This window comes from Archangium gephyra, assembly GCF_049060025.1.
GTDB classification, from domain to species: domain Bacteria; phylum Myxococcota; class Myxococcia; order Myxococcales; family Myxococcaceae; genus Archangium; species Archangium gephyra_A.
This window is the reverse complement of record NZ_JBMEQQ010000002.1, coordinates 3,091,342-3,112,632: the sequence shown is the minus strand read 5'-3', so window position 1 is coordinate 3,112,632 and position 21,291 is coordinate 3,091,342. Positions and strand designations below refer to the sequence as shown.

Below are 21,291 nucleotides of genomic sequence, written 5' to 3'. Positions count from 1 at the left end.
ACGTCCGGGGAGCCAGCCTGCCCCCCCGGGCGTTCAGAGAATGATAGGTCGCATGATTTTTCAGATGCAACCCAAGCGCTGCGATGTGTTCACACACGCAACCCTGGGCGCCCCCCAGGCCCCGGGTTCAGGCCTTGACCCGGCGGATGTCCGCCCCCAACTTCCGCAGTTTGCGCTCCAGGCGCTCGTAGCCCCGGTCCAGGTGGTAGATGCGGGCCACCTCGGTCTTGCCCTCGGCGCGCAGGCCCGCCAGGACGAGTGAGGCGCTGGCTCGCAGGTCCGTGGCCATCACGGGGGCGCCGGAGAGCTTCTTGACCCCCTTCACGACGGCCGTGTGGCCCTGGATGGTGATGTCCGCCCCCATCCGGTGCAGCTCCGGCACGTGCATGAAGCGGTTCTCGAAGATGCTCTCCGAGATGACCGAGGTGCCGCTGGCCACCGTCATCAACCCCATGAGCTGGGCTTGCATGTCCGTGGGGAAGCCCGGGTGCTCGGTCGTCTTCACGTCCACCGAGTTGACGACCTTGGGCGCCTTCACCCGCAGGCCCTTCTCCTCGGCGGTGATGGTGCAGCCCGTCTCGCGCAGCTTGAGGATGACGGCCTCGAGGTTCTCGGGCTGGGCGTGCTTGATCAGCACGTTACCGCCGGTGATGGCCGCCGCGACCATGAGTGTGCCCGCCTCGATGCGGTCCGGGAGGATGGCGTGATCCACCGGCTTGAGGGAGTCCACCCCCTCGATGGTCATGACGGAGGTGCCCGCGCCCTGGATGCGGGCGCCCATCTTGTTGAGCACCCGGGCGAGCTCCTCCACCTCGGGCTCGCGCGCGCAGTTCTCCAGCACGGTGCGGCCCTTGGCCAGCACGGCCGCCATCATCACGTTCTCCGTGCCCGTCACGGTGATGACGTCGAAGTTGACGGTGGCGCCCTTGAGCTGTTTGGCCCGGGCCTCGACATAGCCCTCGGTGAGGGTGATCTCCGCGCCCAGGGCCTTGAGGCCCTTGAGGTGCTGGTCGATGGGGCGGGCCCCGATGGCGCAGCCGCCCGGCATGGACACGCGGGCGCGGCCGAAGCGGGCCACCAGCGGGCCGAGCACCAGCACCGAGGCGCGCATCGTCTTCACCAGGTCATAGGGGGCCTCGGGGGTGATGGGCCCCTCGATGGCCACCTCGCATATGTCCTTCTGGCGGCCGGTGAGCCGCGCGGTGCCACAGCCCATGGTCTCCAGCACCTTGAGCATGGTGACCACGTCGGCCAGGTCCGGCACGTTGCGGTAGACGCTCTTGCCATCGGCCAGCAGCGCCGAGGCGAGAATGGGAAGCGCTGCGTTCTTCGCGCCCGACACGACCACCTCGCCCTGCAGCGGGTGGCCACCCTTCACGATGATCTTGTCCATCTGCTCCGTCTCACCCCTGTGGCTGGCTGGCCACGGGCTGTGTCCCAAATGCGAGGCGATCCCGCCGCTCCAAGTCCTTCTCCACCCGCGCGTCGTCGAAACCCGCGGCCTGGAGGAGGGCTTTCACGGCGTCGCCCTGCGTCTCGCCAATCTCCATTGCAAGCAGCCCGCCAGGTTTGAGGACGCGCCGGGCGCCCGCGATGACCTTGCGGATGAGCACCAGCCCGTCCGGTCCGCCGTCCAGCGCCATGTGGGGCTCGCGGCGGACCTCGGCCGACAGCGTCGGAATCTCCGCCGTGGCGATGTAGGGCGGGTTGGACGCCACCACGTCGAAGCGGGCGTCCAGGGGCAGGGGAGCGTAGAGGCTGCCTTGCAGCACCGTCACCCGCTCGGCCACACCCAGGGCCTGGGCATTCTCCCGCGCCAGCGCGCAGGCGTCCTCGGACAGATCCGTGGCCATCACCGTGGCCTGGGGGCGCTCAGCGGCCAGACTGATGGCGATGCACCCCGAGCCGGTGCACACATCCAGCGCCAGGCCGGGGCCGTCCTTGGGCAGCTTGTGCAGGGCGGCCTCCACCAGCAGCTCCGTCTCCGGCCGGGGGATGAGCACCCGCGCGTCCACCTTGAAGGGGCGGTTGTAGAACTCCCGCACGCCGGTGAGGTACTGGGTGGGCTCGCCCGCCATGCGCCGCTCGATGAGGGCGCGGAAGGCGGCCAGCTCCGTCTTCTCCAGCGGCCGATCCAGGTCCACGTACAGTCGCACCCGGGTCGTCTTCAGCGTGTGGGCGAGCAGCACCTCGGTGGTCAGCCGGGGCGCGTCCACCCCGCGCTTCTCGAAGTGCTGGGTCGTCCAGGTGAGGATCTTTCGGACGGTCCAGTTCTCGCTGCTCATGCGCTCGCGCCGGGGCCGCTGCCCATCTGCTGCTTGAGGGCCTCGGCCTGGTAGTGGGTGCGGCAGGCGGTGATGACGTCCTCGACCCCGCCGCCCATGATGGCCGGCAGGTTGTGCACCGTGAGGCCGATGCGGTGGTCCGTCAGCCGGTCCTGCGGGAAGTTGTAGGTGCGGATCTTCTCCGAGCGGTCGCCGGTGCCCACCTGGCCACGGCGCATCGAGTCACGCTCGTTGCGGATGCGCTCCTGTTCGATCTCATAGAGCTTGGCGCGCAGCATGCGCTCGGCCATGGCCCGGTTCTTCGTCTGGCTCTTCTCCTGCTGGCACTTCACCACGATGCCGGAGGGCTTGTGGATGAGGCGCACCGCGGAGTCGGTGGTGTTCACGCTCTGGCCGCCGGAGCCCGTCGAGCGCATCACCTGCATTTCGACGTCCGCCGGGTTGATCTTGATGTCCACGTCCTCCGCCTCGGGCATCACCGACACGGTGATGGTGGAGGTGTGGATGCGGCCCTGGGCCTCGGTGGCCGGCACGCGCTGCACCCGGTGCACGCCCGACTCGTACTTCAGGTGGCTGTAGACGCCGTCCCCCGAGAGCATGATGGAGACGTCCTTGACGCCGCCCGCGCCGCCCGCGCTCATGTCCATGATCTCCGCCTTCCAGCCCTTGCGGTCGGCGTAGCGGAGGTACATCTGCATGACCTCCTCGGCGAACAGGCCCGCCTCGTCTCCGCCCGCGCCGGCGCGGATCTCCAGGATGACGTTCTTGTCGTCATTGGGATCCTTGGGCAGCAGGAGGATCTTCAGCTCCGCCTCCATCTCGTCGCGCTGGGCCTTCAGGCCGGGCAGGGACTCGCGGGCGTAGGCCTTCTCGTCGGGGTCCGAGCTGCCGAGCCAGGCCTCGACCTCTTTCAGATCGGCGAGCACCTTGCGGTAGGCCCGGAAGGCCTCCACCAGCTTCTCCAGGCCCGCGCGCTCCTTGGAGACCCGCTGCAGCTTGGTCGTGTCGGAGATGATGTCCGGGTTGGAAAGGTCGGCGGTGAGTCGCTCGAACTTGCGCTCCACCTCTTCGAGTTTGTCAATCATCGGTCTGGTGGGGGGTTGTGCCCCGTTGTCCGGCCACTGGCAAGGCCGGACGGGGTCAAGAAATTCCGTGGACTTCCAGGGGGGGAGCGTGAAAAAAGGGGGGTTCGCTGCCGCCATTGCGGCCCACTTCCGCCCATACGGAGTACCAGAAGATGCCTGCCCAGAAGGGAAACCGTAGCAAGAAGAAGCTGTCCAATCGCGCTTCCTCCAAGAAGGCGTCGCTCAAGCGCCGCCGCGCTCGCGAGCGCCGCAAGTAGTTCGCTGTCCGCCTCCTCCCCTGCTCGCCGGGGGAGGGGGCAAGCACCCCATTCCTGCTCCGGACTCCCTTGGGGCGGACCCTTTCGGGGCAGCCTGACTCTTCCTTGCGCTCCCAAAGTGGCGGCGCGTAGATTGCCCCGCGAATTCATGGCCAGGGAAAAGGACAACATCGCGCTCTCCGACGAGCACAACTCGCGCGGCATCGAACTGGCCGACCGCGGGTGGCTGGACGAGGCGATCAAGGAGTTCAAGAAGGCGATCGATCTCGATCCCGACTCCGCCCACGCGCACGACAACCTCGCCACCGTCTACGCGGAGAAGAAGCTCTTCCGCGAGGCCCTCGGCGAGTACCTCACCGCGCTCAAACTCGAGCCGGAGAGCCCCACCGCCCATTACAACCTCGCCTGCTTCCTGTCCTCGCATGCGGCCGAGATGGCCGTCACCGAGTACCGCGAGGCCATCGAGCTCGATCCCGAGTACCCGGACGCGCACCTCAACCTGGGCCTCACCTACGCGGACCAGGGCCGCATCGAGGAGGCCATGCGCGAGCTGCAGACGGCCATCGAGCTGGAGCCCCAGGACGCCTTCCCCCGGCACGAGCTCGCCGCACTGCTCATGGACGAGGGGGACTACCGCTCGGCCATCACCCAGCTCAAGGAAGTGGTGCGGCTGGAGGCGGAGAACTTCGAGGCGCACCTGGACCTGGGCATCTGCTACGCCCAGAAGGGCTTCTACGCCGAGGCCGAGCGCTCCTATGAGAAGGCGCGCGCCCTCAACGCGGATGATCTGCTGCTCAACTACAACCTGGCCGCCCTCTACGCGCTCTGGGGCCGGCGGGCCGAAGCGTTGACCTACCTGCAGAAGTCCGTGGCGGCGGATCGCCAGAAAGTGCAGGGCTGGCTGGCCACGGATACGATGTTCGACGCTCTGAAGGGCGACCCCGAGTTCGAGGCGCTCTTCTGAGCGTCTGAGCTCTTTATGGAATGGGTCTTCCTCGGACTGGCGATCCTGCTGGTCTTCGCGAATGGGTTCTTCGTGGCGACGGAGTTCGCCATCGTGAAGGTCCGCCAGACGCGCCTTCAGGCGCTGGCGGATGAGGGCAAGCCGGGTGCCGGCGGCGCCTTGAAGATGGTGGAGAAGCTGGACGCCTACCTCTCCGCCACGCAGTTCGGCATCACCCTCGCGTCGCTGGGGCTGGGCTGGCTGGGTGAGCCGGCGTTCGCCCACCTGCTGGAGCCGGTGCTGACGCGGCTGGTGCCCGAGGCGGCGGGGCCCGTGCTGGCGCACACCCTGGCGGTGGCCTTCGCCTTCGCCATCATCACCTTCCTGCACATCGTGGTGGGAGAGCTGGCGCCCAAGAGCCTCGCCATCCAGCGCGCCGAGGACACGACGCTGGCGGTGGCCCTGCCCATGCGCCTCTTCTACTTCATCTTCTACCCGGCCATCTGGCTGCTCAATGGCGTGGCGGGGTGGTTGCTGAGGGTCGCCGGGCTGCACGGCGCCCACGAGTCGCAGGAGGCGCACAGCGAGGAGGAGCTGCGCGTCATCCTCCACAGCTCGGCGCAGGCGGGCGCCATCACCACCGCGCGCGCGGAGCTGCTGGAGCGCTCGCTGGAGATGGCGCAGAAGACGGCCCGCCAGGTGATGGTGCCGCGCAACCAGGTGAAGTTCCTGGACGTGGAGGAGCCGCTGGACAAGTGCATCGCGGATGCGCGCGCGGCCGGCCATACGTGGCTGCCGGTGGCCCGGGGGAACATGGACGAGGTGGAGGGGGTGGTGAACGTGAAGGACCTCTTCTTCCTCCTCTCCAGGGGCGAGCTGCGCAGCCTGGCCCAGGTGCAGCGGCCGGTGGTCTACATCCCCGAGCACGTCACGCTGGAGCAGTTGCTCAACGAGTTCCGCCGCCGCCGCCGGCAGATCGCCCTGGTGGTGGACGAGCACGGCGGTACCTCGGGGCTGGTCACCCTCGCGGACGTGGTGGCCGAGGTGGTGGGCGACGTGGCCGAGCTGGGCCGGCGGGTGGACGAGGTGCGCTCGCTCCCGGGCGGCCGCTTCGAGCTGCCGGGCACCGCCCAGCTCGATGACCTCGAGGACCGCCTGGACGTCTCGTTCGAGATCGACGACGAGGACGTCGAGGTGACGACGATCGCCGGCTACATCATGGCCCGGCTGGGACGCATCCCCGAGAAGGGCGACTCGCTCAAGCTGGACATGTGGCGCATCCAGGTGGAGGAGGTGGAGGGGCCGCGCGTGGTGCGGGTGACGGTCGAGCCCCAGACGGGCCCCAAGCCTCCGGTGGTGGTGGCGCCGGAGGCCTCCTGAGCCGGCCTCCCGAGCCGTTCCGGGCTCACCCGAAGTTGTAGGCGAAGTCGAGCCAGGGGATGGGGATGGGCAGGCCCGGCACGCGGATCCCGCCGAGGTCCACGGCCCAGCTCTCCCCGAAGAGGCGCACCGCCAGGGAGTTGAGCATCGGGAGCTGCCCGTAGATGCCCATGTCCGGGGACGCCATCAGCCAGTTCTCCGTGACGAGCGCGACGCGCCGGCTCACCCGGATGTTGCCGCTGAGCGTGGCGATGACGCTGCTGTCGAGGCTTCCCCCCCCGTTGAGGGTCAGCGTGAAGGGTTTGCCCAGGCCCAGCGACAGGTGCGCGTCCGCCGTGCCGTAGGTGGCCGTTCCGAAGACGAAGCCCACGGCGCCGCTGTAGCCACCCAACCCGGGCATGACGAGGCCCTGCGCACCGGCGGCCAGGTGCAGCCTGTCTCCGATCGAGCCGCCCACCTTGATGCCGCCGATGAAGTTGAAGCCCGGCGCGCCCAGCAGCCAGGCCGGGAGCACCGCACCGGCCTGCACGGTGATGTTGTCCGTCAGGCCAATGCTCAGCGAGGAGAAGAAGAGCTCCTTCTGGGAGAAGTAGCCCTCGCCCTGGCGCAGCATCATCCCGCTGGGGGCGTAGAGGTAGCGGGTGCGGTTGGGATCCTGGAACCAGATCTCCCCATCGTCCCGGACCTGGGCGTTGCGCTCGACGGCGATGTCCTTCACCTGCCGGGCCGGCAGCTCCATGCGATCGCCATCCGCCAGCTCCACCACCACGACCCGCTGATCCTGGTGCACCACCACGCCGTGCAGCTCCTGCCCATCCTTCAGGGTGATGCGGGACAGCTCCCGCTTGCCGGACTCCGACGGAGGGGGCTGGGTGAAGGTCTCGGAGGCCGCGGGGGCCTCCGCTTCGGCGGGGGCGGGGGATTCGGGGGACGTGGCGTCCTGCGGGGAGAGCGCCAGCAGGGCCGTCAGGGCGAGGGAGGTCGTGGTCGCGAACATGCCGGCCTGTACTGCAGTGGACGGGCCAGGGATGTGCACTGCTGGAAATTCCGGCACTTGGGGCGCTGAACCCGGCCCGTGTACAGCGGCCTTCACAGGCATCCGGCCGGCTGCGCACCCGGTCGCTCGCCCGGGGAACGGCCGTGTCAGACCGGCCTGCTATGCCGCCCGAGGGCTCCCACGAGGAGGAAGAGAGCAGGCAGGGGCCCGAACCCAGGCCGCCTGTGGAATCGGTTGAGGAAGGGTAGGGTCTGTTCTCGCCCGGACAGCCCCCTGGTCGTCAGGCCGGTGGGCGCCATGCTTGCCTGCTCGCATATCGTCACGCATGGCAGGGTCATGCTTGATCGGCTGAGATCCAGCGTGCTACTCGTCTGATCGCTCCGAGGCCGATTTTTCGGCCTCCGGAACGCTTTCTCGCCCGTCCGCTCACCTTTCGGGAGCACGTTTCACATGCGAATCAAGCGCCTCGACATCACCGGCTTCAAATCGTTCATGGAACGCAGCGTCTTCACGTTCGATGACGGCGTGACGGGCATCGTCGGCCCCAACGGGTGCGGCAAGTCGAACGTGGTGGACTCCATCCGCTGGGTGATGGGCGAGCAGAGCGCCAAGAACCTCCGTGGCCGCGGCATGGAGGACGTCATCTTCAACGGCTCGGAGTCCAAGCCGCCCCTGTCCATGGCCGAGGTGTCGCTCACCTTCCACGTGGACGAGACGGACACCCTCCCGGTCCACCTCTCGGGCCTGCCGGAAGTCACCGTGACGCGCCGCCTCTTCCGCAGCGGCGAGTCCGAGTACCTCATCAACAAGACCACCTGCCGCCTGCTGGACATCACCGAGCTCTTCCTCGGCACCGGCGTGGGCACCAAGGCCTACTCCATCATCGAGCAGGGCCGCGTGGGCCTCATCGTCTCCAGCAAGCCCGAGGACCGCCGCAACCTCATCGAAGAGGCCGCCGGCGTCACCAAGTACAAGTCCCGCCGCAAGGCCGCCGAGCGCAAGCTGGAGGCCACCCAGGCCAACCTCCTGCGCGTCACGGATATCACCAGCGAGCTCGAGCGCCGCCTGGAGAGCCTGTCGCGCCAGGCCAAGAAGGCCGAGAAGTACAAGAAGCTCAAGGCGCGCATGCGGGAGATCGACCTGCACTCGGCCTCGCACCGCTTCCTGGAGCTGCACGCCGAGTCCAAGGTGCTGGTGGAGAAGCTCAACAGCCTGGGCGGCGAGGAGCGCGAGAACCTCGAGAAGATGCGCGAGCTGGAGGTGGTCATCACCAACCGCCGCACCTCGCTGGAGTCCGAGACCGAGGCCCTGCAGAAGCTTTCCGCCGAGGTGCACACGCTGGAGAGCGCCGTGCAGCGCGCGGACCAGGACCTGGCCTACTGGCGCAAGGACCTGGAGGAGACCAGCGCCCGCGTCGCCCAGTCCGAGACCGAGCTGCACACCGTCAAGTCCCGCCAGTCCGAGCTGGCCGAGACCATGGCCGCCCGCGAGTCCGAGCTGAGCAACATCGCCGGCTCGTGGAAGGAGGACGAGGTCTCCATGAAGGTGGCGCAGGAGGAACTGCGCCGGGTGAGCCAGCTCCAGGCGGAGATCTCCCTGCGGCTGGAGCAGGAGCGGGCCGCCGTCGTCACCGTGGCGAGCCGCCTGGCCAACCACGAGAGCAACCTCGTCAACCTGGCCCGCCAGAAGACGGACCTGGAGTCCCGCCGCGCCCGCAGCCGCGCCGAGGCGGATGCGCTGCGCGAGCAGGAGAAGCAGCTCGAGGACGCGCGCCAGCATGTGGCCCGCCGGGTGGAGGACAGCCGCCACCTGTCCATGGAGCTCGCCGAGCGCAAGGGCCATGAGGAAGAGGCCCTGATGCGCACGCGCCAGGCCTTCATGGAGAACGAGGTCCAGGTCATCGGCCTGCGCGAGGAGCTCAGCGACAAGCGCAGCCGGCTGGCCTCCCTGGAGGCGCTCCAGAAGGACTACGAGGGCTTCGACAAGGGCGTGCGCGCGGTGATGGTGCGCGCCGGTGAGGAGGCCCGGCAGCAGGGCATCTTCGGCCTCGTGGCGGACGTCATCTCCACCACGCCGCGCTACGAGCGCGCGGTGGAGGCCGTGCTGGGCGAGCGCCTGCAGCACGTCGTCGTGGAGAGCCGCGGCAAGGGCGTGGAGCTGGTGGAGTACCTCAAGTCCGCCCTCGAGGGCCGCGGCAGCTTCCTGCCCGTGCCCACCCCCGAGCGCGTGCCCTCCGCCGTGCAGCCGGACGTGTCCCGTGCCGGCGTGCTGGCCCGCGCCCTCGATGAGGTGACGTGCGAGGAGTCGCTCAAGCCCGTGGTGCAACTGCTCCTCGGGGACGTGGTCATCGTGGAGGACCTGGGCGTCGCCAAGGCGTACGCCGAGGCCGAGGGCTCCGCGTGCACGCTCGTCACCCTGGACGGTGAGGTGTTCCGCCCGGACGGCACCATCACCGGCGGCGAGCGCGAGGGCGCCGCCGTGGGCGCCCTGCAGAAGAAGCGTGAGATCATCGAGCTGGCCGCCGAGGTGGCCCGGGTGGAGGAGCGCTACAACGAGATCCTCACCCGCCACTACACCCTGCAGAAGCAGATGGGGGACACCGAGGACGTCCTCAAGGGCCTGGCGAAGAACCAGCACGCCGAGGAGCTGAGCCTCGCCAACCAGGAGAAGGATCTGCACAAGGCGAGCGAGGATCTCGCCCGGGTGCGGGACAGGCTCCGGGCGCTGGACGCCGACGAGGCGCAGCTCACGCAGATGTACGACGGGCTGGCCCACGAGGAGGAGAACAGCCGCGGCGAGGTGGCGCACGGCCAGGCGGACCGCGAGGCCCGTGAGGAGCGCGTGAAGCAGCTCGTGGGCGAGCTGGAGTCGCTCAAGCAGCGGGCGGAGACGGCCACCAACAACCTCACCACCCTCAAGGTGAAGGTGGCCGCTGGTGGCGAGCGCGGCGAGGCGGCCCGCAAGGAGCTGGAGAGCCTGCTGGCCCAGAAGGAGGAGATGGCCAACCGGGTGCGCAAGCTGGAGTCCACGGTGCGCGAGGGCTCGTCGCGGGTGGAGGAGTTCCAGCGCCGCATCTCCGAGACGGAGGCGGAGCGCGCCAAGAAGGCCGAGGATCTGGCCGTGACGGCCGGCGTCCTGGAGTCGCGGCGCTCGGCCCATGGCACGGCCTCGACCGAGATTCGCGAGCAGGACAACGTGCTGCGCGAGCTGCGCACCCGGCTGGAGGGCCTCACCCAGGGCCTGTCGCAGATCACCCTGCGCGAGCGGGAGATCGCCCTGGAGCTGGAGCACCTGGTGGCGGGCATCCGCGAGCGCCACGGGACGGAGCTGCCGGAGGAGGTGCACAAGTACCACCTGCTGCCGTCGCTGAACGAGGAGACGGAGCAGGAGCTGAAGGAGCTGCGCGCCCAGGTGGAGAAGATGGGGGAGATCAACCTCACGGCCATCGACGAGCACGCGGACCTGACGAGCCGCTCGGAGTTCCTGCTGACGCAGAAGAAGGACCTGTCGGACTCGATGGAGAAGCTGCAGGAGGCCATCCGGCGCATCGACGCGTCCAGCCGGGAGCGCTTCAAGCAGACGTTCGACATCGTCAACGAGAAGTTCCAGGCCATCTTCCCGCGGCTGTTCGGCGGCGGCCGGGCGAGCCTCGTGCTGACGAACGAAGGGCAGGGGGGCGAGCCGGGCGTGGAGATCGTCGCGCAGCCGCCGGGCAAGAAGCTGCAGAGCATGAACCTGCTGTCCGGCGGCGAGAAGGCGCTGACGGCCGTGGCGCTCATCTTCGCCATCTTCCTCATCAAGCCGACGCCCTTCTGCCTCCTGGACGAGGTCGACGCCCCGTTGGATGAAGGCAACGTGGGCCGCTACAACGACATGGTGAAGGAGATGAGCAAGCAGTCGCAGTTCATCCTCATCACCCACAACAAGCGCACCATGGAAGTGGCGGACACGCTCTACGGCGTGACGATGGAGGAGCCGGGTATCTCCAAGCTGGTGAGCGTGAAGCTGCGCGAGGCCAAGGCGGCCAACGACAACATCACCGCGGCCTGAGCACCGCCGCGAGCTGTCCCTGAGTGAAGGCGCGGAACCTGACTCCAGGTCCCGCGCCTTCGCCGTTTCAGGGTCTGGTAGAACCGCCCCATGCGCAAGCGCACGCTCGCGGTGGCAGTGGCCCTGGGGCTGGGACTCGGGTTGCTGCTGCTCCTCACTCTTCCGTCGCGCGAGGCCGAAGCGCCCTCCGGTAGCACCCCGGCCGTGACGTCGGGCCCACGGCGGCCGCGCCCGGCCGTCCGGACGGAACGTGCCGAGGACCCGGAGGTTCTCGGCACGGCGGAGGCGGGCGGCACTCCGCCCCTCGCACACCCCGCCACCGAGGCCGATGGTGTCCTGCGGGTCGAGGTGTTCGCGAAGGAGCGGCCCGTGCCGGGCGCCAGCGTGCGGCTGTACTGGCGGGGCCCTCGGGATCCCAACCTGGGGGAGGTGCTGTGGCGTCTGGCGGGCTCGGGCTCCACGGATGCGCGGGGACACGTGCGGCTGCCCTCGCGGCCCGGCAACTACCTCGTGACTGTGCGGGCCCCCGGTCAGGCCACGCAATCGCGCGACGTGGTGCGCCCCCATGGCGAGGCCCTCACCCACCTGCGGCTCACACTCGACGCGGGACTCAGTCTCTCCGGGCGCACCGTGGAGAAGGGCTCCGGCGAGCCCCTGCCCCTGGTGGAGCTTCTCCCTCATCCCCCATGGCCGGAAGCTGAATCCCTGGGAGGAGGTGACGGCGCCCCTCGAGGAGCGGGTATTCGCCCACAGCGATGCCCGGGGCGCCTTCCGGGTGGAGGGGCTGGCCGCCGGTACCTGGCTGCTGCGGGCCTCGGCGCCCGGGTACGGGCCCGCGCTGTTGAACGAGGTGCGCGTGCCCGCGCGGGGGCCGCTGGAGATCGCCCTCTCCCGGGCGGGCATCATCGAGGGCTTCGTCGTGGATGCCGGGGGCCGGCCCGCTCCGGGCGCCGAGGTGCGGGTGAGTGGCGGCCTCACCCAGCAGGTGGTCACCACGGGCGAGGGCGGAGGCTTCTCCGCGGAGGTGGAGGCCGGGAGCCATACGGTGTCCGCGCGCCGGGGGAACGAAGCGGGCGCGCTGGAGACGCCCGTGGTGGTGGCCGCGGGTGGGACGGTGCGGGACGTGCGGGTGCGGCTCGGCGCGAGTTCCCTCCTCGAGGGCCGGGTGGTGGCTCGCACGAGCAAGGCGCCCGTGGTGGGCGCCACCGTCGACGTCAGCCCCGCGGGCGCCAACGGGGACTCGGGCCGCGCGGTGACGGATGCGGAGGGCCGCTTCTCCGTGGGGGGCCTCGCTCCCGGCCTCTACGACGTGGTGGCCGCCGCCACGGGCTTCTCCGACGTCATCTGGCAGAACCTGACGCTGGCACCGGGCGAGCGCTTCCTCGTGGAGCTCGAGCTGGAGGGCACCGGCGCGGTGGAGGGTACGGTGAGGGACTCGGCGGGCCGTGCCCTCGCTGGCGTGCGGGTGTTGGGCGGCGAGGCCTGGACGGAGGAGGGCCCGAGCGCCTCGCCCGTCGAGGCCCGCACCAACGCCGAGGGACACTACCGGCTCGAGGGCCTGTCCTCGGGCCCGGAGCGCCTCATCGCGCGTCGGGAGGGGGCCTCGGCCGGGGAGGAGCGCTTCGTCTTCATCGAGGAGGGAGGGACGGCGCGGGCGGACTTCACCCTGGCGGAGACGGGCATCCTGGAGGGCGTGGTCCGCATGGTCTCGGGCCCGCTGCCCACAGGAGCGCTCCAGGTGTACGCCTACCGGAATCAGGGGGAGAGCGGCCGCTCGCCAGGGGACAGTGGAAGGGCCGAGGTGGAGGGCGCGGGCACCTTCCGGATGGTGCTCCCTCCGGGCCTCTACGACGTGTACGCGGAGCCCCTGGAGAACGCCGGCCCTCGCCAGCTCCTTCCGTCGCAGGTGGACGTGGAGGCGGGGAAGACGGTCCGGGTGGAGCTGATCCTCGCGGAGCTCGAATCCCCTCGAGGCCTGCTTCGCGGGCGTGTCCTCGAGCCAGACGGCTCACCCTCGCCCTCGGCCCTCATCATCGGGGAGGGCCCCGTGGAAGATCAGCAGTCGCACTTCTGGGTGAACGCGGATGCGGAAGGGCGCTTCCAGCACTCCATTCCCGCGGAGGCCTCCCTCACGTTGCGCGCGAGCAACGGAGGGCGTTTCGGCATGGTCCAGGGGGTGAAGGCCGGACAGGAGGTGGTGGTGACGCTTCAGCCGGCGGCCTCGATTCGCGGCCGCGTGGTGCGCGCCAACGGCGCCCCCGTGCGGGGCTTCACCGTCGGCGTGGAGCCGCTGCGGCCCGGCTCGGCCCCATGGACGGGGAATGAGCAGGAGTACGCCGCGGAGCGCTTCGAGTTGAAGGACGTGCCGGGCGAGAGCGTGAGGTTGGAGGTGCGCACGAAGGATGGCGCCCGGGGCGAGGCGGCGGTGAGTCTGACTCCCGGCGCGAGCGCCGAGGTGGAGATCCTCGTGCGTGACATGGCCCGCGTGCGCGGCCGGATCGTGGACGCGACGGGGGCCGCCGTGGCCGGTGCGTCCATCTTCCTCTCGACGGCCGAGTCCACCCGGTTCCAGGACACCACGCGGGCCGATGGCCGCTTCCTCGTCGAGGGCCTGTCCGAGGGCGAGCACATGCTGCTCGTCTTCGGCCTGGACGAGGCGGTCCGCGAGAGCCGCCCTGTCACGCTGCGGGCGGGCCAGACGCTCGAGCTGGGCGACGTCCCGCTCCGCCCGCCCTCCCGGTGAGGAAAGACAAAAGGCGCGGAACCCGCCGGGAGGGCTCCGCGCCTTCGTCATGTCAGGCCCGTTTCCGGGCGCCGGTCACTTGTAGTTGACCTTCGGGCAGGCGCCCTGGTCGGCCTTGAGCCGCTCCTGGGCGTTCTTCACGTCCTGCTCGGTGGCCGTCACGGCCTCCTGCAGCCTGCCCTCGAGCTCAGCCCAGGCCGCGTCCTTGGCCTTGAGCTCCTGGACGTTGGCCAACGACTGCTGCTCCGACTGGAGCTGCGCGTTGAGGGCGTCCACGGACTGCTTGGAGGCCTCGACGAGCGCGTTGCACTTGCTGGTCAGCTCCGGCAGCAGATCGTACTGCTTCTTCGGCGGGGTCTTCTGGAACTTGACGATCACCGCCTCGTACGTCTCCGCGGCGTTGGCGCGGGCGCCGAAGGCGATGGCCGTGTTCGCGGCGCGCTGATTGCGCAGCAGATCGAGCTGGTAGAAGCGCAGCTCGGGCGTCATGTCCGCGGACGCCTCGGTGGCCTGCGAGTGGAAGTGGGTGAAGCGGTAGGGGAACTTCACCTCGGTGACGTCCAGCTTCACCGGAATGGCCATCATCTTGGCCTGGAGGCAGGCGGCGAGCTGATCACCCTCGGGGGTGTTGGTGGGCTCGAAGACGATCTCCGCCGCGGTCGCCGACTCCTTCTTCAGGTCCACGGAGGCCTTGAGCTGGGGCGGGGCCTTGGTGGTGAAGGGGGCGTAGCACTCGCACCAGGAGGGCTGGGCGAGCCGCACGGCGCCCGAGAAGTCCGAGCCCGGGTTGAGGCCGAACTTGACGCTGGCGCTGTTGCCCACCTCGTGGACGAAGGTGCTCTCGGACTCCACCGGCTGGGCGCCCTTGGGCAGGGCGGTGAGCGGCACGCGCGCATCCACCACCTTCTGGATGCAGGCGGTGCCCTCCGGGGTGAGGTTCTCGCCGGTGATGGCGTGGGTGCCGCCCTGCTCGTTGACGGTGGTCTTCACCACCACGCGGGTGGACTCGGCCTCACCGCGGGACTTGGGGTCCACCAGGCACTCCATCACCTCCGGGCGGGTGGTGAGGAGCGCGCCCACGAGGATGCCCTGGTTGGTGGGATTGGGCAGGGTGAGGGACTTGGGCTGGCACACCGCCACGTCGAAGGGCGGCTGGTTGGTGATGCGCAACCGCTCCTCGGTGGTGGTCGGGCCCTTCTTCTGGGCCTGCTGCTGGCCGGCACACCCGGCCGCGAGGAGGACGGAAGCGATGGCGATACGGCGCATCATGCTGGGGGAACTCCCTTGGGGTTGGGGAAAAGCGAGGGCCTATTTATCAAGGCCCTCGGCATTCTTGAGATCCTTCAACCGCAGCCCGTTCTTCTTCAGGAGGCGGTAGAGGCTCTGCATGGACAGGCCGGTGTGCTGCTCGGCCGTCTTCATGTCGAAGTTGGACACGCGCATGACCTCGGCGAAGTAGAGGCGCTCGAAGTCGGCCACCACCCGGTCCTTGGCCTCGTGGTAGGGCATGCCCGTCACCAGGGCGGCCACGCTGGTGGAGGGCGGCTGGCCCTCGTCCTTGCGCTCGGGCTGGGCCATGAAGTCCAGCCAGCTCACGTTGCCCGTCTCCTGCATGAGGGCCCCGCGCTCGAGCACGTTGCGCAGCTCGCGCACGTTGCCGGGCCAGTCGTAGCCCTCGAAGAGGCCGAGCGTCTGGGCGGTGAGCTCGAAGGAGGACTTGAGGCCGCGCAGCAGGGACTGGGCGAGCACGGGGATGTCCTCGCGCCGGGTGCGCAGCGGGGGCAGGCGCACGCGCGCCACCGCCAGGCGGTAGTAGAGGTCCGCCCGGAAGCGGCCCTGGCGCACGTCCTCCTCGAGGTTGCGGTGCGTGGAGGCGATGACGCGCACGTCCACCGGCACCGGCGCCCCGTCCAGCGAGGGCACCTCGCGCGACTCCAGCACGCGCAGCAGCTTGGGCTGCAAGGACAGCGGCAGCTCGCCCACCTCGTCCAGGAAGAGGGTGCCGCCCTGGGCCGCCTCGAAGACGCCCTTGCCGCCCTCGTCGCCGTTGGAGCGCAGGCCGCCGAACAGCTCGCGCTCGGCCTTCTCCTCGGTGATGAGGTTGCAGTCCACCACCTTGAAGGGGCCATGGCGCCGGCGCGAGTGCTCGTGCACCGCGCGCGCCGCCAGCTCCTTGCCCGTGCCCGTCTCGCCTTCCAAGAGGAGGTTCATGTCCTCCCGGGCGATGCCGCGCAGCTGCGCGAAGACGACGCGCATCTTCTCCGAGGTGGCCACCAGGGCGCCGAAGGCATCCGCCCCGCCCATCACCTCCACCTCGGTGGCGCGCGCCTCCTGCTTGAGCGCCAGCTTGGTCTTGCCCAGCATCACCTTGTCACCCGGCTGTATCAGCGCCTGCATCACCTGATGGCCGTCCAGGAAGGTGCCGTTGCGGCTGCCGAGGTCGCGCAGGACGATGCCCTTGCTCGTGCGCTCCAGCTCGATGTGCCGGCGGCTCACCGTCTGGTCACTCAGCACCAGGTCGCTCGCCACATCCGAGCCCACGCGCAGCAGCGCATCCTGCGTGGTGACCTTCTTGCCCTTGTCCGGGCCGGCTACCACCTCCACCGTCCAGTCGCGCACTTGAATCCGCGTCGAGCGCCCCTCGGGGCTCTGCACGGTCTGGGTGACCTCCGGCCTGTCGTCGATCATTGGCGTAGACCCTCCAACCCGGGGCGGCGGAGTGGGTACTCCGCCAAGCGTCGCGGGAGTTTCCTGTTTATGGGGCTAATACGGCGGGAGCAAGCGTTAGTGTCGGACTGTGCGGGGCGCTGTGTCAGGGCAGCAGCCTTCCGGGAAGATTCCCATCGGGGCGGCGGGCGCGCGCGAAACGAAGCGGCCCGGGGAGGCCAACCCCCCCGGGCGCGCGTGCTTCGTCGGGTATCCGGGGCCCGCTAGTACCGGGCGGGCGAGTCGCTGGCCGGGAAGGACTCCTTGGAGTCCTCGTCCACGATGTCATCCGACTCGTTGCCGCCGGACTTCACCTTGGCGTTGGTCTGGGCCCCGGGGGAGGCGCCGCCCTTGGCCTTGAGCTTCTTGCCGCCTCGGGTCTGGGCGCTACCGCTGGCCTTCACGCCCTCGGTGCGGACCAGCCGCGCGCCCAGCAGGTTCTTCGCGCGCTCGGCCAGGTCTCTCTGGGACTCCTGGTAGTCGCGGAAGAAGTCCACCAGCTCCTGATCGCCGCTCTCCTCGGCGTCCTGGATGTACTGGCCGATCTCCGAGGCTCCCTGGAGACAGTGGTAGAGAACGCTGATGACGTCGTAGTTCTCGTCCTTGGTCCCCGTGGCCTGCTCCCCTGCCTCTGCCATCGTCCACCTCCGTGCGTGAGCAATTGCTCCGGGCAACCTGCGCACGGGGAAACCGGGGTGCCCGGGGAGCACGGCTGCCCGCCTGCCCCCGGGGGACGGGGCCCTGGTTTCAGGCCTGGAGCATCGGGTCGAGCCGCCCCTCGCTCTCCAGCCGGGCGAGATCCGAATAGCCGCCCACGTGGGTGTCGCCGATGAAGATTTGCGGCACGGTCCTCTGGCCGCCGCTCATCTCCACCAGCTTCGACCGCATGTCGTCGTCTCCGGTGACGTCCAGCTCCTCGTACTTCACGCCCTTGCGCGTCAGCAGGTCCTTGGCCCGGACGCAGTAACCGCAATAGGTGGTGGTGTAGATTTTCACGGGCTTCACGCGTGTCCTCCCTCGTGTCTTTCTCCAAACTAAGAGGGGGAGGGACGCCACGCCACCCGGCGCACGCCCGGCTCCCTGAAACGCGAACGGCCCCCGGCTCCACGAGGGAACCGGAGGCCGTCCGAGAGACACCGGAGCGCGGGAGGCACCCGCGCTCCAGGGTCTGGGGGCGACTACATGCCCATGCCGCCCATACCGCCCATGCCGCCCATGCCGCCCATACCGCCGCCGGCGGGCATGTCCTTCTCCTCCTTCGGGCGCTCGGCCACCATGGCCTCGGTGGTGAGCATGAGGGAGGCGACGGAGGCCGCGTTCTGCAGTGCGTAGCGGCTCACCTTGGCCGGGTCGATGACGCCGGCGGCCAGCAGGTCCTCGTAGACGCTGGTGGCGGCGTTGAAGCCGTACGAGCCAGTGCCCTCCTTGACCTTGTTCACGATGACGCTGCCCTCGAGACCGCCGTTGCCGACGATCTGGCGCAGGGGCTCCTCGACGGCGCGGCGGATGATGTCCACGCCGAACTTCTCACCGGCCTCCACCTTGAGGGTGTCCAGCACCTTGGAGCAGCGCAGCAGGGCCACGCCACCGCCGGGGACCACGCCCTCCTCGACGGCCGCGCGGGTCGCGTTGAGCGCGTCCTCCACGCGGGCCTTCTTCTCCTTCATCTCCGTCTCGGTCGCGGCGCCCACGTTGATGACGGCCACGCCGCCCACCAGCTTCGCCAGACGCTCCTGGAGCTTCTCGCGATCGTAGTCGCTGCTGGTCTCCTCGATCTGGGCGCGGATCTGCTTCACGCGCGCCTCGATGTCCTTCTGCACGCCCGCACCGTCGACGATGGTGGTGTTGTCCTTGTCGATGGTGATGCGCTTGGCCTTGCCCAGGTCGTTGAGCGTCAGCGTCTCCATCTTGATGCCCAGGTCCTCGGCGATCATCCGGCCGCCCGTCAGGGTGGCGATGTCCTCGAGCATGGCCTTGCGGCGGTCACCGAAGCCCGGCGCCTTCACCGCGGCCACGTTCAGCACGCCACGGATCTTGTTCACCACCAGGGTGGCCAGGGCCTCGCCCTCGATGTCCTCGGCGATGATCAGCAGCGGCTTGCCGGAGCGGGCCACCTGCTCGAGGATCGGGAGCATGTCCTTCATCGAGGAGATCTTCTTCTCGTTGATGAGGATGAGGCAGTCGTTGAGGACGACCTCCATGCGCTCCGGGTCCGTCACGAAGTACGGGGAGAGGTAGCCGCGGTCGAACTGCATGCCCTCGACCACGTCCAGGGTGGTGTCGAGGCCCTTGGCCTCCTCCACCGTGATGACGCCCTCCTTGCCGACCTTCTCCATCGCATCGGCGATGATCTGCCCGATGGTGGTGTCGCCGTTGGCGGAGATGGTACCGACCTGGGCGATCTCCTTCTTGTCCTTGGTCGGCTTGGCCAGGTTCTTCAGCTCGGCCACGATGGCCGCCACGGCCTTGTCGATGCCGCGCTTGATGTCCATCGGGTTGTGACCGGCGGCCACCAGCTTCGCGCCCTCGCGGAAGATGGCCTGGGCCAGCACGGTCGCGGTGGTGGTGCCGTCACCGGCCACGTCGGAGGTCTTGGAAGCAACCTCCTTCACCATCTGCGCGCCCATGTTCTCGAACTTGTTCTCCAGCTCGATCTCCTTGGCGACGGTCACGCCGTCCTTGGTGATCGTGGGGGAGCCGAAGGACTTCTCGATCACCACGTTGCGGCCCTTGGGCCCCAGGGTGACCTTGACCGCGTCGGCCAGGATGTTCACGCCGCGGAGAATGGCCTCACGAGCGCGCACGTCGAACAGAATGTCTTTCGCCATAGTAATGAATTCCTTTGGGTAGGGTTGAGGAGCGGGGAAGGGGACGACTACTTCTCGATCACGCCGAGCACATCCTCCTCACGGAGGATGAGGTGCTCCTCACCGTCGATCTTGATCTCGGTGCCCGCGTACTTGCTGAACAGGATGGTGTCACCGGCCTTGATGTCGAGCGGGCGGACCTTGCCGTCCTCGAGCACCTTGCCGTTGCCGACCGCGATCACGTGGCCCTCGAGGGGCTTCTCCTTGGCGGTGTCGGGGATGAACAGACCGCCCTTGGTCTTGTTCTCCTCGGCCACGCGCTTGACGATCAGGCGGTCCTGCAGGGGACGAATCTTCATGGTCTGTCTCCTTGAGATGGGGCGCCCCGGCATGCGGAGCACCCATGGGGGTTGGGGATGAGGGCCTCGCGGCCCGGGCCGTTAGCACTCGCACCTCGCGAGTGCCAATCAGCCGGCGCGCGGGATAATAACCAGGGAAGTCGACCCGTCAAGCGAGCCGGGACGATGGGGAGGGATTCCGCCAAGTCCCCGTCACAACTCGGGTTTTCGCCTCTGTCTCCCTGTGGACGTTGGGATGCGGGCAGGGGGCCGTCCCCCCGTTTCTGGCAGTCGCGAGGGTCGAGTGCCAGCGTAAGTACCCGGAATGATTGGGGGTCTTTTTGCCGCGTGTGGGGGGTCGTTGGTAACTTTTACGGGGCGCCCCCGGCCCGTTCAACCTCGGGGGGCGTTGGAGGTCGAGAGTCCATGAGTCAACTGGTGACGGCCCCGTCGTTGAAGGAGTTCTTCAAGGCGCTGTTGGAAGAAGTCATCCGGCGCCAGAAGCTCGCAGTCGGGGAGACGACCGAGTTCTACCTGGTCAACCTGCTGGCCGAGTTCGCCTGCACCGACAACCTGTTCAGCAAGGGAGAGGACGGGCGCAAGGAGCAGGAGCCGCTGGCGGTGCTCTACCACCGCTCGCTGCAGCAGCAACGCGACGAGCGCATCCGCACGCTGAGGCGCCTGGGGGACGTGTCGCTCTACCAGGCGGGCTTCTTCTCCGGCGCGCTGCGCGAGGGCCCGGTGGGGCAGGACTACTACATTCAAATGGGCGGGGCGGCCTACGGGCAGCTCGCGGACCTGGCCCCCGCCGCGGGCTTCGCCGCCGTCTACCGGGAGCTGAGCGCCCGCTTCCGCGCCCTGGTGGACGTGCTGGAGGAGATCGCCGCGCGCGGGTTGGTGCAGAACCCCTCGGGCGCCCTCAAGGTGTACGAGAGCTGGGTGCGCACGGGCAGCGACAAGCTGGAGCAGGTGTTGGTGGATGCCGGCCTGGTGATGCCCAAGGGCCTGCCGAACTGAAGCGGGGAGGCCCTGAATGATAGGCCGCGTGCAAGAGCACCTGGAGGCCATCTACGGCATCACCTGCGCCGCGCGGGCGGAGGGCTTCGTGGTGGACACGGAGGCCGCCGTCCAGCTCGGCGCCACCGGCCGGTGTGAGGAGGAGCTCCTCGTCCACGAGGCGGAAGGGGAGCTGGAGATGGCCCTCTACCTCGCCCCCGCGCTGCTCCACCGTCTCGCGCCCTACTGGAGCGGCGGCCCCCTGGACTCGCTGCTGGAGCGCGAGCTGGACGGCTTCTGCCAGCTCGCCGAGGGCGTCTCCCACTTCCTCTATGTGGCGCACACGGCCACACATGGACGCACCGTGTCCCTGTTGGAGCTGGAGGCGCAGGCGGAGGTGGACAAGTTCGCCCTGTGCCTGCTGCACCGGTGGGGGGACGGGGTGGAGGCGTGGGCGGAGGAGCTGCTGGGGAGGCTGTTCGACCGGGTGTCCTACCGGGAGCGGCTGTCCGAGGCGGAGCGCTGGCGGTACGAGGAGGCCAACCGGCTGTCGCGCAACTTCTGCTCCCGGCTGATGGGACACGTGACGGGGAGGCGGCTGGAGCGGCTGCTGACGGACCTGCGTTACGCGTACCGGTTGGGCGCAGAAGCCAAGCTGCGGCATTTCGGACAAGTCTCCTGACCGCGGCGGCCGGGCATCGGTT

At 69.1% G+C, this 21,291-nt stretch carries 16 protein-coding genes; 6 read left to right on the top strand and 10 right to left on the bottom strand.

Features of this window, described 5'->3' with window-relative positions:
* Window positions 1-127: 127 nt before the first annotated feature.
* From murA to prfA, 3 genes are read right to left on the bottom strand one after another with little or no spacing between them, the layout of a single operon-like run.
* Window positions 128-1,393 carry a UDP-N-acetylglucosamine 1-carboxyvinyltransferase gene (gene murA / locus ACN28I_RS13240; RefSeq protein ID WP_420942401.1) on the bottom strand — a complete coding sequence of 422 codons (1,266 nt, stop codon included), beginning with the start codon at window positions 1,391-1,393 and terminating at the stop codon, window positions 128-130.
* A gap of 10 nt (window positions 1,394-1,403) precedes the next feature.
* The gene (prmC, locus tag ACN28I_RS13235) at window positions 1,404-2,285 is read right to left on the bottom strand and encodes a peptide chain release factor N(5)-glutamine methyltransferase (RefSeq protein ID WP_420942400.1); all 882 of its coding nucleotides are present in this window, start codon (window positions 2,283-2,285) and stop codon (window positions 1,404-1,406) included.
* Entirely contained in the window at window positions 2,282-3,370 is a 1,089-nt protein-coding gene (prfA, locus tag ACN28I_RS13230; protein ID WP_420942399.1) for a peptide chain release factor 1, read from the bottom strand. The genes prmC and prfA overlap by 4 nt, the downstream gene beginning before the upstream one ends.
* Before the next feature lie 405 nt (window positions 3,371-3,775).
* Between prfA and ACN28I_RS13225 the strand changes: the two genes are divergently transcribed.
* Window positions 3,776-4,591, top strand: coding sequence for a tetratricopeptide repeat protein (locus ACN28I_RS13225; protein WP_420942398.1), 816 nt, complete (start codon window positions 3,776-3,778; stop codon window positions 4,589-4,591).
* A 15-nt stretch (window positions 4,592-4,606) separates the two neighbouring features.
* On the top strand, window positions 4,607-5,950 hold the full coding sequence (locus ACN28I_RS13220) for a hemolysin family protein (RefSeq protein ID WP_420942397.1): 1,344 nt from the start codon (window positions 4,607-4,609) through the stop codon (window positions 5,948-5,950).
* Window positions 5,951-5,975: 25 nt separating this feature from the next.
* Here the strand turns inward: ACN28I_RS13220 and ACN28I_RS13215 are convergent, their stop codons facing one another.
* Complete coding sequence (locus ACN28I_RS13215; protein WP_420942396.1) at window positions 5,976-6,947, bottom strand: hypothetical protein; 972 nt, start codon at window positions 6,945-6,947, stop codon at window positions 5,976-5,978.
* 450 nt (window positions 6,948-7,397) lie between these two features.
* On the opposite strand from ACN28I_RS13215, the gene smc reads away from it, so the two are divergent.
* Together smc and ACN28I_RS13205 are read left to right on the top strand one after the other, a co-directional pair.
* Window positions 7,398-10,997, top strand: coding sequence for a chromosome segregation protein SMC (gene smc / locus ACN28I_RS13210; protein ID WP_420942395.1), 3,600 nt, complete (start codon window positions 7,398-7,400; stop codon window positions 10,995-10,997).
* Between the two features lie 715 nt (window positions 10,998-11,712).
* Window positions 11,713-13,740: a carboxypeptidase regulatory-like domain-containing protein gene (locus ACN28I_RS13205; RefSeq protein WP_420942394.1), complete on the top strand. Its 2,028-nt coding sequence runs from the start codon at window positions 11,713-11,715 to the stop codon at window positions 13,738-13,740.
* Window positions 13,741-13,815: 75 nt separating this feature from the next.
* Here ACN28I_RS13205 and ACN28I_RS13200 read toward each other — a convergent pair whose 3' ends face one another.
* The 6 genes from ACN28I_RS13200 to groES form a co-directional block, all read right to left on the bottom strand.
* The gene (locus ACN28I_RS13200; RefSeq protein WP_420942393.1) at window positions 13,816-15,009 is read right to left on the bottom strand and encodes a hypothetical protein; all 1,194 of its coding nucleotides are present in this window, start codon (window positions 15,007-15,009) and stop codon (window positions 13,816-13,818) included.
* A 39-nt stretch (window positions 15,010-15,048) separates the two neighbouring features.
* Window positions 15,049-16,428, bottom strand: coding sequence for a sigma 54-interacting transcriptional regulator (locus ACN28I_RS13195; protein WP_420942392.1), 1,380 nt, complete (start codon window positions 16,426-16,428; stop codon window positions 15,049-15,051).
* Window positions 16,429-16,670: 242 nt separating this feature from the next.
* Window positions 16,671-17,084: a hypothetical protein gene (locus ACN28I_RS13190; protein ID WP_420942391.1), complete on the bottom strand. Its 414-nt coding sequence runs from the start codon at window positions 17,082-17,084 to the stop codon at window positions 16,671-16,673.
* Between the two features lie 109 nt (window positions 17,085-17,193).
* Complete coding sequence (gene grxC / locus ACN28I_RS13185) at window positions 17,194-17,451, bottom strand: glutaredoxin 3 (protein WP_420942390.1); 258 nt, start codon at window positions 17,449-17,451, stop codon at window positions 17,194-17,196.
* Window positions 17,452-17,624: 173 nt separating this feature from the next.
* Window positions 17,625-19,274, bottom strand: a complete 1,650-nt coding sequence (groL, locus tag ACN28I_RS13180) for a chaperonin GroEL (protein ID WP_420942389.1) — start codon at window positions 19,272-19,274, stop codon at window positions 17,625-17,627.
* A gap of 47 nt (window positions 19,275-19,321) precedes the next feature.
* On the bottom strand, window positions 19,322-19,612 hold the full coding sequence (gene groES / locus ACN28I_RS13175; protein ID WP_267538613.1) for a co-chaperone GroES: 291 nt from the start codon (window positions 19,610-19,612) through the stop codon (window positions 19,322-19,324).
* Between the two features lie 405 nt (window positions 19,613-20,017).
* Between groES and ACN28I_RS13170 the strand changes: the two genes are divergently transcribed.
* Both ACN28I_RS13170 and ACN28I_RS13165 read left to right on the top strand, forming a co-directional pair.
* Window positions 20,018-20,608, top strand: coding sequence for a hypothetical protein (locus ACN28I_RS13170; RefSeq protein WP_420942388.1), 591 nt, complete (start codon window positions 20,018-20,020; stop codon window positions 20,606-20,608).
* A 16-nt stretch (window positions 20,609-20,624) separates the two neighbouring features.
* Window positions 20,625-21,269: a hypothetical protein gene (locus ACN28I_RS13165; protein ID WP_420942387.1), complete on the top strand. Its 645-nt coding sequence runs from the start codon at window positions 20,625-20,627 to the stop codon at window positions 21,267-21,269.
* Window positions 21,270-21,291: the final 22 nt, after the last annotated feature.

Coding starts and splice junctions, on each gene's coding strand:
- murA (WP_420942401.1), bottom strand. CDS start 1,393: ATGGACAAGATCATCGTGAAGGGTGGCCACCCGCTGCAGGGCGAGGTG.
- prmC (WP_420942400.1), bottom strand. CDS start 2,285: ATGAGCAGCGAGAACTGGACCGTCCGAAAGATCCTCACCTGGACGACC.
- prfA (WP_420942399.1), bottom strand. CDS start 3,370: ATGATTGACAAACTCGAAGAGGTGGAGCGCAAGTTCGAGCGACTCACC.
- ACN28I_RS13225 (WP_420942398.1), top strand. CDS start 3,776: ATGGCCAGGGAAAAGGACAACATCGCGCTCTCCGACGAGCACAACTCG.
- ACN28I_RS13220 (WP_420942397.1), top strand. CDS start 4,607: ATGGAATGGGTCTTCCTCGGACTGGCGATCCTGCTGGTCTTCGCGAAT.
- ACN28I_RS13215 (WP_420942396.1), bottom strand. CDS start 6,947: ATGTTCGCGACCACGACCTCCCTCGCCCTGACGGCCCTGCTGGCGCTC.
- smc (WP_420942395.1), top strand. CDS start 7,398: ATGCGAATCAAGCGCCTCGACATCACCGGCTTCAAATCGTTCATGGAA.
- ACN28I_RS13200 (WP_420942393.1), bottom strand. CDS start 15,009: ATGATGCGCCGTATCGCCATCGCTTCCGTCCTCCTCGCGGCCGGGTGT.
- ACN28I_RS13195 (WP_420942392.1), bottom strand. CDS start 16,428: ATGATCGACGACAGGCCGGAGGTCACCCAGACCGTGCAGAGCCCCGAG.
- ACN28I_RS13190 (WP_420942391.1), bottom strand. CDS start 17,084: ATGGCAGAGGCAGGGGAGCAGGCCACGGGGACCAAGGACGAGAACTAC.
- groL (WP_420942389.1), bottom strand. CDS start 19,274: ATGGCGAAAGACATTCTGTTCGACGTGCGCGCTCGTGAGGCCATTCTC.
- groES (WP_267538613.1), bottom strand. CDS start 19,612: ATGAAGATTCGTCCCCTGCAGGACCGCCTGATCGTCAAGCGCGTGGCC.
- ACN28I_RS13170 (WP_420942388.1), top strand. CDS start 20,018: ATGAGTCAACTGGTGACGGCCCCGTCGTTGAAGGAGTTCTTCAAGGCG.
- ACN28I_RS13165 (WP_420942387.1), top strand. CDS start 20,625: ATGATAGGCCGCGTGCAAGAGCACCTGGAGGCCATCTACGGCATCACC.